At 41.3% G+C, this 11,092-nt stretch carries 9 protein-coding genes; 3 read left to right on the top strand and 6 right to left on the bottom strand.

The features are described 5' to 3' along the window. Window positions 1-327 precede the first annotated feature (327 nt). From ACT3QQ_RS12855 to ACT3QQ_RS12845, 3 genes are all read left to right on the top strand, one after another. Window positions 328-1,866 carry a TolC family protein gene (locus ACT3QQ_RS12855; RefSeq protein WP_444528294.1) on the top strand — a complete coding sequence of 513 codons (1,539 nt, stop codon included), beginning with the start codon at window positions 328-330 and terminating at the stop codon, window positions 1,864-1,866. Between the two features lie 74 nt (window positions 1,867-1,940). Then, window positions 1,941-4,265, top strand: coding sequence for a type I secretion system permease/ATPase (locus ACT3QQ_RS12850; RefSeq protein ID WP_444528293.1), 2,325 nt, complete (start codon window positions 1,941-1,943; stop codon window positions 4,263-4,265). Window positions 4,266-4,267: 2 nt separating this feature from the next. Beyond that, window positions 4,268-5,437, top strand: coding sequence for an HlyD family efflux transporter periplasmic adaptor subunit (locus ACT3QQ_RS12845; protein WP_444528292.1), 1,170 nt, complete (start codon window positions 4,268-4,270; stop codon window positions 5,435-5,437). Between the two features lie 115 nt (window positions 5,438-5,552). Here ACT3QQ_RS12845 and ACT3QQ_RS12840 read toward each other — a convergent pair whose 3' ends face one another. The 6 genes from ACT3QQ_RS12840 to ACT3QQ_RS12815 form a co-directional block, all read right to left on the bottom strand. Continuing rightward, the gene (locus tag ACT3QQ_RS12840; protein ID WP_444528291.1) at window positions 5,553-6,302 is read right to left on the bottom strand and encodes a hypothetical protein; all 750 of its coding nucleotides are present in this window, start codon (window positions 6,300-6,302) and stop codon (window positions 5,553-5,555) included. A gap of 87 nt (window positions 6,303-6,389) precedes the next feature. After that, on the bottom strand, window positions 6,390-7,397 hold the full coding sequence (locus ACT3QQ_RS12835; RefSeq protein WP_444528290.1) for an acyltransferase: 1,008 nt from the start codon (window positions 7,395-7,397) through the stop codon (window positions 6,390-6,392). Between the two features lie 288 nt (window positions 7,398-7,685). Continuing rightward, window positions 7,686-8,231 (bottom strand): peroxiredoxin-like family protein, encoded by a 546-nt coding sequence (locus ACT3QQ_RS12830; RefSeq protein ID WP_444528289.1) that lies wholly within the window; start codon window positions 8,229-8,231, stop codon window positions 7,686-7,688. Window positions 8,232-8,418: 187 nt separating this feature from the next. Then, window positions 8,419-9,306, bottom strand: a complete 888-nt coding sequence (yghU, locus tag ACT3QQ_RS12825; RefSeq protein ID WP_444528288.1) for a glutathione-dependent disulfide-bond oxidoreductase — start codon at window positions 9,304-9,306, stop codon at window positions 8,419-8,421. 70 nt (window positions 9,307-9,376) lie between these two features. After that, complete coding sequence (locus ACT3QQ_RS12820; protein ID WP_444528287.1) at window positions 9,377-10,030, bottom strand: DsbA family oxidoreductase; 654 nt, start codon at window positions 10,028-10,030, stop codon at window positions 9,377-9,379. Between the two features lie 110 nt (window positions 10,031-10,140). After that, on the bottom strand, window positions 10,141-10,695 hold the full coding sequence (locus ACT3QQ_RS12815; protein ID WP_444521413.1) for a carboxymuconolactone decarboxylase family protein: 555 nt from the start codon (window positions 10,693-10,695) through the stop codon (window positions 10,141-10,143). Window positions 10,696-11,092 lie beyond the last annotated feature (397 nt).

Raw genomic sequence — 11,092 nt, 5'->3', positions numbered from 1 at the left:
TTTTATCAGGATTTAGATGACATATTCTATGTTCTTTTAACTGACTCTGATTCCACAGTATTTAGTTTACGGTGGTAAAGCGAATTCTATGAGCCGTTTTATTATCATTTTTCTATGTTTTGAGGAGCTAATTTATGCAAGATATCTTTTGTTCAGTGTTACACTATTTGCGATGAATAAATAAATTTCCGTTATTGAGATTTTCACTTTTTTATACATTAGACTTTACAAGGTAATTATCTTATTGCCTTATAAACTGAGGTTTAATACAGTAGTATTAAATATATATTCCAGCGTGTTTTAACAAGGATGGTTACTGAAATTAATATGAAAAAATCGCCAAATCGTAAGCAGTTACTTCGTAGTATTTCAGTGCGCCATTTCATGACCGCTTTGGCGTCTGGTATATGTTTTACAGTGACTTCCCATGCAGCAGTATCAGATTTCCAAATCAATAACTTGGTGGCACAGGCCATTCAAACACATCCTTTAGTAGGATCCGCTCGAGCGAGTCAAAAAGCGACCACTGAGGGTATTAATGCGGCTAAATTAAACCTTTTGCCAACCCCAAGCGTGAGCTCAGGTTATGACAGAGACAGTGATTTTATATCAGAGGTCACCATTCGCCAGCCTCTATGGACAGGGGGTCAGCTCACAGCAGATGTTAATCAGGCTATATTTGATGACAAAGCTGCAGTCGAATATATCTATGAGCAGCAAAACTCAGTAGCCAAAACGACGATTGAGGCGTGGCAGAGTTATATCCAAGCAGTCGCCCAGCAAAGTGTCTATGTTGAAAATATAAAAGAGTTGGATGATTTTGAAGCAATGATGCAGCGCCGTGTTGGTCAAGGCGTGTCGGCTCGTATTGAACTTGATCTAGTAACCAATCGTATCTTACAAGAACAGACCTCTTATCAAGCTGCAGTTGAACAGCAACGTATTGCTGCTGCTAGGTTGGAACAAATCATTGGTCAGCCGTTATCTCAAATGAGCGTAACGAGCATACCGAATATCAAAGTATTGGTTGAGCAGGCCAAACGTCAATCTGTTGATTTTGAAAGAATGGCCTTTGATAGGGCAGGATTTTATAATCCTACCGTCGTAAAAAACCATTTTCAAATCGAATCTGCTAAGCAGGGTGTTGAGTCTCAGCAGGCAGCAAGATATCCAACCGTATATGCTCAATACGAACATGTTTACTATCATGAAGATGATGAAAATGACGGACAGTTTTCAGTAGGTCTGAGCTATGAACCAGGAGCAGGATTTTCCAACTTTGCGCTAGCCCGTGCATCGCAAGCAGAGGTCAATAGCTTGATACAGAATCAGGAAGCGGCACGACGTAATGTCATAGAAGAAATCCAAGTACAGTATCAACAGTTTATTAGTGCTAAAGATCGAGAGACATCATTGATTGCCGCTGTAGCAGGTGCCCAGATTGTGGTCAGCTCTTATCGTCGCCAATTCATTGCAGGACGTAAATCATGGTTAGAAGTGCTCAATGCTGTACGTGAGCATAATGATTACCAAGTCCAGCTAGTGCAGACCCGAGCAGAGATGTTGGGGTCATTTTATAAGTTACAAGTAGATTTTGGCGTTATGCAATGGCAACAGTTTTCTCGTAATCGTGAGCCAGTGAGTTTATTTAGCCCGATAGGGTCTGTAAAAAAATGGCTCAACAAACAAGATAAAAACAGAGCCGGTAGCGAGTTTGGTTATGGAGATAACATTGCAGATGAATATGTCAATGTCAATTTACCTGTCACAACAGAGCAAAGCTTGAACAATGGTGAATATCTCATGTTAAATGATGATTACAGTATTACGCCGATAAATGAACAAGACGACATGACAAATAATTAAATCGTAAAGTCATTCAACCAGGCGTAACCTATCCTACATATGCAACCATCTAAAATACTAAATAAGCGATTAATATGAGTGCACAATTACAAAAGACACCGTCTCAGTCTGTTGGTCACCATGAGCTGCAACACTCAGAGCAGGTCGATCTGACCGAAACGTTGACTGATGCGATTAAGCATTTACTCGGACAGCAAGGCTATCCAGTAGACAATATACGGCTTCATGATGTTGTTAAACGTCATAGTGAGCAGTCGGATGTACAAGGTCAAAGCATTCATGAGCTAGGCGGTGTCATTGCAGTACTACAAGGTATCGGTATAACCGATACACCAGAAATATTAGAGCAACCTGATGCCGCTTTTTTACCATTATTAGCATATCGCTCAGACATGGGTTGGGGCGTGATCGATAGCCAAACACCGCAGAAAAGCTGGAACTTTAGACAAGCGAATCAGCAGGTACACACGCGTGCCGAAGAATTGACTTTGGTCATGCGTATTCGTCTAAAAGAAGATCATATTAAGCAGCGAAAAGCCTCATTTTCTGATCTGTTAAAATCTGATTTAGGTAATTATAAAGGTATTTTAGCTGAAGCCGTCATAGCTACTTTTCTGATTAATATGCTGGCATTGGCCGTTTCTCTGTTTTCTATGCAAGTTTATGACCGCGTCATTCCAACGCGTAGCGAATATACGTTGATTATTTTAGCCAGTGGCGTCTTCTTAGTGATTATGTTTGAAGCGTTTATGAAGTTCTCTCGCTCAAGAATCATGGATAAGGTTGTCGTCGGTTTAGACCAGTACCTGTCTCGAGAAGTGTTCCAGCGTTTACTTAAAGTACGTATCGACCAAATGCCGGGGTCAGTTGGCTCTATGGCGGCGCAGTTACGTGGTTATGAGCAAGTACGTAGTTTTTTTACGGCCAGTACGCTTTTTGGTTTAGTCGATTTGCCCATGACTATTATTTTTGTCAGCCTGGTGGCTTTTATTGGCTCACCACTAGTGGCTGTCGTGCCAGTGATAGCGGCAGTTATCGCTATTACGATGGGACTGGTTGCTCGAAAACGCATCGATGCCATCGCATCAGAGGGTGCGACGGCCTCCTATTATAAGACAGGTTTGCTAGTAGAAGCTGTGGAAGGCGTTGAGACAATAAAGGCAGGGGCGGGTAGTTGGAAGTTTCTCTCACGTTGGCTGGATGTGATGGACGTCACTATCAAAAATGATTTGGATATGAAGCATGCCAATGACAATTTAACGTATTTCACGCAAATGCTGCAACAAGCGAGCTATGTCGGTATTGTAATCGTAGGGTCGTTTGTTGTTATGCAAGGTGACATGACAATGGGTGGGCTGATTGCTTGCTCGATTCTTGGTGGTAGGGTGTTGGCACCTGTTATGGCAATACCCAATCTACTAGTACAGTATGCTCATGCCAAAGCCGCCAAAATGAATATCGAGAGTCTGTTTGCGCTTGAGCAAGACAACCAAGGCGTTGCGTATCCATTATCACCTACGCATATAAAAGGAGCATATCAGTGCGATGGATTATCGTTTAATTATCAAGGCAATGATCGACCAGCCATTACGGTTCCACAACTATCGATTAAGCCAGGAGAGCGTATAGCGATACTTGGGCCTATTGGTTCAGGTAAATCTACCTTGCTTAAGGTATTGGCAGGATTGTACGCACCAACGGAAGGGCGCGTATTGTTAGACGGACTTGATATACATCAGGTCAGTCGTGAGACACTTAGTGAGCGCTTGGGTTATCTGCAGCAGGATCATCGACTATTTCAAGGAACGTTGCGTGAGAATCTATTAATCGGTATGGCAGCGCCCAATGACGACGTTCTTCAAGATACCTTGAATAGAACAGGACTAATCAATTTAGTATCCAGTCATTCGAGCGGTCTTGATCTACCCATCAGCGAAGGCGGTAAAGGCCTATCAGGTGGACAAAAACAACTAGTAGCGTTTACCCGTTTGCTGCTGACTAAGCCAGATGTATTTTTGCTAGATGAGCCAACGGCTTCTATGGACAATCGACAAGAGCAGCGTTGTCTACAAGTGCTACGTCAGGAGTTAACGAAAGGGCAGACGTTTATTGTGTCTACTCATAAAACGGCATTGCTAGACTTGGTAGATCGGCTGATCATTATGGATAACCAGCGTATTATTATCGATGGTCCAAAACAAGCGGTACTTGATGAGCTTAGAAAAAATGATCAAGCAAAGAATAAAACTACCGTACAGCAAAAAGATAAAATCGCTAACAAATCCAATCAACCGTCAAAAGAAGGTGCTGAAAAAAATAAGCCTGCTACCTCTAGAGTAAGAAATATCAATGTAAAACCTATCAAAGCCAAACATTCAACAGATGATCAAGGGAAGTAGGCATGTCAGAGTATAAGTACACACCCACCAAGCCCAAGGTTAATCGTTCAAGGTTGAGTATTTGGATAGCATTAATCGGGATTGTCACTTTAATTGTCTGGGCCTCATTTGCCAAGATTGACCAAGTGACCCGTGCGCAAGCAACGGTAATCGCCAGTGCTCGAACGCAAGAAATCCAAGCGTCAGAAGGCGGCGTATTGACTCAGTTGGCTGTCACAGAAGGTGAGGAAGTTAAAGCAGGTCAATTATTGGTAGTGTTGGAGGAAGAGCGTGCTAAAGCAGCTGTTGATAATTCTGCCTCTAAAACAGCTGCATTGACTGCTAAGTTAGCAAGATTAAACGCTGAGATTTTTGAAAAACCGTTGGTATTTCCTAAAGGGATAGAGGACTATCCTGAATACGTGCAAAACCAAAGAGCGCTATACAATAGACGTCGTCAAGCTATCAATGAAGAAGTTTCTTCTCTTCAGAAAATGTTGGTGCTGGCACGTCAAGAACTACGCATGAATGAGCCTCTATTGCAGTATGGCGATGTCAGTCAGGCTGATGTCATCAAACTGAGCCGTCAAGTTGCTGATATCGAAGCGCAGATTAATAACAAGCGTAATAAGTATTTTGAAGAAGCACAGGCTGAAATGACAAAGGCTCAGGAAGAGCTAGATACAGAGCTTGAGCAGTTGCGAGATCGAGCACAAGTGCTTGAAGAAAAACGCTTGATGGCTCCCACAGAAGGCAAGATTAAAAATATCAACGTGACCACTATTGGTGGTGTTGTTAAGCCCGGCGAGATCATCATGCAGATTCTGCCAACCAGTAGTGACTTGGTTATAGATGCAAAGGTCAGTCCTGCTGATATTGCTTACGTCAAAGAAGGTCAAGAAGCGACCGTTAAGCTTGATGCCTATGACTACTCTATCTTTGGAGCCATGAAAGGTACAGTCAACTATATCAGTCCAGACACGTTAATGGAAAAAACACCTGAAGGCGAAGAGCCTTACTACCGTGTATTAATTGTGATTAATGGTGCTGAGTTTAAGGGACGCGGTGATGAGATTGTTATAAAGCCTGGTATGACCGCCTCTGTCGATATTAAGGCGATGGAACGTACAGTATTATCTTACTTAACTAAGCCAATTACCAAAACCTTATCAGAAGGTTTGGGTGAGCGTTAATAGTTCATCGGTGAATATTTATCAATGAGATTAAAAAACTCCAGTTGATTTCTGGGGTTTTTTATATATATAAGTATAGGGCCCAATGATGCTACTACTTATAACTTTTATAGAATTAGTTGGGATTGTCAGGAGAGTTTTGGTTATCTTTGATGTTTACCTTATTTCTTAACTGTTGTTGCTCGTCAATTTTCTGCTGGTTACGCTTTTTAACTTCATTGATGGCGGCACTCAGCTGATTATTGATATCTTCTACTTCAGATTTTGCTGAAAGGTAGTCTTTATCTATTGTGACGTTACTTTTTTGAGCAGGAACGTCTATATCTAATAATCCTGCATTGCTTCTAAGCTCTTCCAAATTATCATCAGTGTTTGCAACTATAGACTGGGTTTCGTTATCTGTTTGAGTATTTGACGTATTTTCTTTTTGCGTAGGAGTATCGATTATCTGAGCTGACTCTTTCGATGTAGTAGCGGATTTTTTGGGTTTATTATCGATGTTACTTACATCTGGAGAAGGGGATGCTTTTTTGCTCTCTACTTTTGCTATTTGCTTATCACTACTTGTTAGTTGGGATGCCTTAGGCTTATTAACAGCCTCAGGTTTTTTATTGACGGTTTCATTTATATTGTCGTTAGTGTCATCCGATGTCTTAGTGCTAGTGACAGTAGTGGTATAGACCTTTTCAGGTTCAGGTAGAGTTACCTCATTGATAGCTGCTGGTTCAGTCATGCTTGTTTGGCTATCAGCCACTTCTACCGAATCCGTCTGCTGGGTGTTGAGGTAAAAAACAAGGAAAACCCCAGCATGTACTAATACTGCAAGGCATAACGCCCAAAACCATTTTTCGCGAAACTTCATCATTATATGGCTTTACCTCTATCATATTAGTACACGTGAGACATACCTTGAGGTTATCAAATAATAAGGATTTTTGGTATAAATAATATGCTAAGCCTGCTCAATGTTATCTTCAGTTTCAGATTCTTTATTTCCAGAGTTGTTGGTTTCAAAATCATTGGTCTCAAAGTCAGCTAGCATTTCTGTGATTAGCTGATCTTTTTGATGCCATACTTGTTCTACCCAGTCAAACATCTGCGCTTTTATTGCTTCATCTGTTTCATAGCCGCCTTCTTTGATCGCAGTAAACAACTCTTTAGGTATCTCAATATGTCGCACATCGACCCCTAGACGTTTGATGTTACCTTTCCATAAATCGCTATAAGTAGGTACACCGTCAGGGTAGACAATCGTCATGTCTAAAATCCCATCGATCTCTTCGCCTAATGCACTCATAGCCAGTGATAACCCGCCAGCGCGCGGCTTAAGTAAATGTGTATAAGGGGATTTCTGCTTATCGTGTTTGCTAGGGGTGAAGCGAGTCCCTTCTAGATAGTTCAATAGCGTAAAAGGCTTGTCTTTGAGTAATGCACACGCTCGTTTCGCTTCTTCGATATCCTTACCCTTTAGAGCAGGGTTTTTGGCGATGGCTTCTTTTGAGTGTCGACGCATCATAGGAAAGTCGAGAAAGTAAAAAGCTTGACCAATGACGGGAATATATATGAGCTCAAACTTGGTAAAAAAACGTGTCAATGGTAAACGTTTTTCGCTGATATATTGCACGATACTGGTATCAACCCATGACTGATGATTGCTAACCAGTAGATACTTACCGTTTGTATGCACGTCATCAGGTAAGTTAATGCGCCAGTCTTTGCGCGGTAATACGTTATCGATTAATGCATTATTACTATTAATCCAATAGTTCGTCACATCAATAACAGCTTTGTCCGCGATGGCAGCACCAGTGATAGCTTTAGTCGCACCCATCACCCAGACAGGTAGACCGGCTAACATGCTATTAAAAGTGATAACGCTGGTTGCAGTTGTCAGCGAGGCAGCTTTGCCCAATTTTGGAGTGCGTTCATGTAGTTTTTGAACGATTGATTTCAATCGCATATTGAGTCCTTTTACTCATACCTATGATGAGATATTGATAATGTTACTGCATGATTTTAGCAGGAAATCAATCTCAGTGTACGAGTGTTAACAACAAATAATAGACAGTACTGTTCAAAATATCTTTTGACGAACGAATGGTATTGAGCAAAAGTAGGTCATTATAAAACTAAGATGTATCCAACCTAACCACTCCAATAGACAAAAAAGGGTGTATTGAGGATTTCCCTCAATACACCCTTGGTATTTAAACCATACGATTATTCGAATGAATTAAACGCTATCGATTTACTGTCCGTGCATACCGCGGATAGGATAATTGTTTTCTGGATTTCTAACAAAAGCTAGGCCGTTTGCCAATGATTCAAGATCTGGTCTAGAGAACGGTGCATTCGAGATATCAACAATATGTACTTTTCCTTCAGCATTGATAACGAACACAGCAGGCTCAGCAAAAGGATGATCAGTTTCTTTTTCTGAACGTGGATCAGAGATATATAGACCTAGTGTATTCATTTGTTCGATAGTTAGACCATAAGCCATCGGGAAGTTAACGTCTATCTGCTCTAGATGACCTTCTAACTGCTCTTTGCTGTCTGCAGATACTGCGATAATATCGACACCAGTGTTATGAAAAGAGTCTTTCATAGTCTCTAAAGTATTTAGGTACTTTGTGCAGATTGGGCAGTGTTTACCGCGGTATACAACGACCAATTTCCAGTCATGACCATTTTCAGGTTTGCCTAATGAAGTCGTTTCACCATTCAATACTTGTACTTCCATTTCAGGAAATGTAGTACCAGCTTGAATTTTTTGAGCATAATCTGTTGACATAGTTCTTATCCTTTTTGATAGTGTTTTTGTGGTTAGTTCTTATTTAGCAGCCTTACATTAACAGTCCTAAGTGCAAAAGTGTTGAATGTTTACAGTAGTCCCAAGTAGTAATAGGAAAAGTTAACATTACCTTTGAAATTGCCCAACAAGACTATTTAAGTAAGCCAATAAGTAATAGACAAAGCGTCTATTTTTTTGCTTCTTCAGTTGCCTTAGCATCTAATTTGTCTTGAGTTTTTAGCTCAAAGTCTGAGGCATCATGACGTTCATGCAATTGCTCAGCAGGTTCACCCCAAGTACGGTTCACCTTGCGACCACGTTGTACAGCAGGACGCTCTAAAATCTCTGTTGCCCAGCGACGTACATTTGGATAGCTTTCAACTTGTAGGAACTCTCCTGCTTCGTATGCTTGACCTAGTATGAGATTACCATACCAAGGCCAAGTGGCTATATCTGCAATCGTATACTCATCGCCACCTAGATAGCGATTTTCTGCAAGCTCTCGTTCTAGGACATCTAACTGTCGCTTTACTTCCATTGTGAATCGATTGATAGGGTACTCAAACTTTTCGGGCGCATAAAAATAAAAATGTCCGAAACCGCCGCCCAAGTAAGGAGCAGAGCCTTGTAACCAAAACAGCCAGTTCATCACTTCAGTGCGTGCTGCTGCATCTTTAGGGAGTAGTTTTCCGAACTTTTCAGCCAAATAAAACAAGATAGAGCCACTTTCAAACACTCGGCTACCAGTCTCTGTATCCAAAAGCACAGGGATTTTTGAGTTTGGATTTAGCTCAACAAAACCTGACGAAAACTGTCCACCTTCACCAATTTGGATAAGGTGCGCGTCGTACTCAGCTTCTGTCACACCTAATGCTAATAACTCCTCGACCATAATGGTGACCTTCTGGCCATTAGGGGTGCCAATTGAGTAGATCTGCAATGGATGTTTGCCGCGAGGTAGCACTGCTTCATGCGTTGGGCCAGCAATAGGGCGGTTGACACTTGCCCACTTACCGCCGCTGTCAGCGTCCCACGTCCAGACGCTAGGTGGCTCGTAATGATTAGAATTTGACATAATGATGATACCTTTTTATAGACTGTGCTCAGTAGAGTGCAATTGGTCAATCAGATCCAGTTTATTATTTTTATTCTGGCATGTCTGCTAGTTGCTTTAAAATACTCTTATAGTTTTCTACACCTTGTGCGCCGCTCACCAAATGCCGACCATTAAAGATAACCGATGGTACGCTTTGGACACCTTGCTGCCTTGAGTGCTGTACGGCTTCACGTATCACATTGGCAAAGCGTTGATCTGCGATAACGGCAAGCGCTTCGGTACGATCGAGTCCGATACCTGCTGCAATATCTGCAAGTACGGTACTGTCAGCCACATTTTTATTATCGACGAAATGCGCGACGAACAATGCTTGTTTTAGGTCGTGCATACGTCCTTGCTGATCAGCCCAATGTAGCAACTGATGCGCATTAAAAGTATTGTAAGTACGAAAGTCATCGGTAAACTGAAAATGGAATCCAGCTTCTGCACCTGCTGCTGTCATTCTCGCTCGGCCTTCTTGAACGTCTTCAGCAGTCGTACCATACTTCTCCATAATATGCTCACGATAGTTTCGTCCTTCGTGCGGCGTATTAGGATTCAATTCAAATGGATGCCAGTGAATCTCATGTGGCGTGTTGGTTTGTTTTAATGCTTCAGCCAATTGACTATAGCCGATAGCGCACCAAGGGCACACAACATCTGACACGATGTCTATCTGTAAAGGTTTTTTTGCCTGTTCCATAGGATCTCTCATTAACGATAACTTAAAATGAAAAACTGCTGCCCGAAGATGTTTCGAACAACAGCATGAAAACATCAAATGGACGGTGTCAGCGTTAGCTGAAAAACATATTAGTCAGCTTTATGCCATTCAAATTTTTGGAATGGTTTGTCAACTGGCGTGTTAGCTAGGTGGTTTGTGTAGTTACTCATTACTTTTTGAGCAGCACCAAGAATAACCTCAAGAACCTGACGCTTAGTGTAGCCTGCATCTAAAAATGCTTGAACAGCGCTATCATCAACATTGCCACGATCACGTACAACAGAAAGCGTGAAGTCACGTAGCGCTTCTAGACGTGCAGTTGGTAGTGGCGTTTCATCACGCAATGCATCAGTAATGGCGTCATCTACTTTCATACTCTTAGCAATACCAGTATGCGCAGGTACACAGTAATGGCAAGCATGTTCAACGTTGATAGTTTGCCATACAACAGTGGTTTCTTCATCATCAAAACTGCTGTTTAAGAACAATTCGTGCAGACGCTGATAGCCTTCTAGTAGACCTGGTGCTTCAGCCATCACGGCGTGTAGATTAGGTACCATGCCAAATGCTTTGATAGAAGAATCAAGTAAGTCTTTGCTTTCTGCTGGAGCTGTGTCTTTGTCGTGTAAAGTAAATTCGGTCATAATATTATTCCTAATAATAGGTTTAAGATTTAGTGTGTTTTAGATTTTCCATGCTCACTTCGAAGTAGTCGCTGATTCACATTTAATTATTAGCTTGAGTGGTTACTCAAGATCAGCGACTTTGCTTAGTAGGTGAGTCAATAGAGACTACTATAAATGATATTGAGCAATCGCTCAATAATTATTTGAGTAATCGTTCAAGTAAATTGTAATGGCACAATTACATTCCTCTGCATAATCTACATTATTCTAATAATATCAGTGCTTTAATAAAGTAACACTGTGTAAGTAACGATTTAAAAGTAATGGTAAAAAAGTGATTGTTATCTTGAATGACGCTGATAACATTATTGTTTCTGATACTACGGACAAAGATTACTAAGATGATTGAATGAAC

This window comes from Psychrobacter sp. AOP7-A1-24, from assembly GCF_052376235.1.
GTDB lineage: Bacteria > Pseudomonadota > Gammaproteobacteria > Pseudomonadales > Moraxellaceae > Psychrobacter.
Note: the sequence above shows the minus strand (reverse complement) of the source record. Positions and strands in the feature narration are given on the sequence as shown.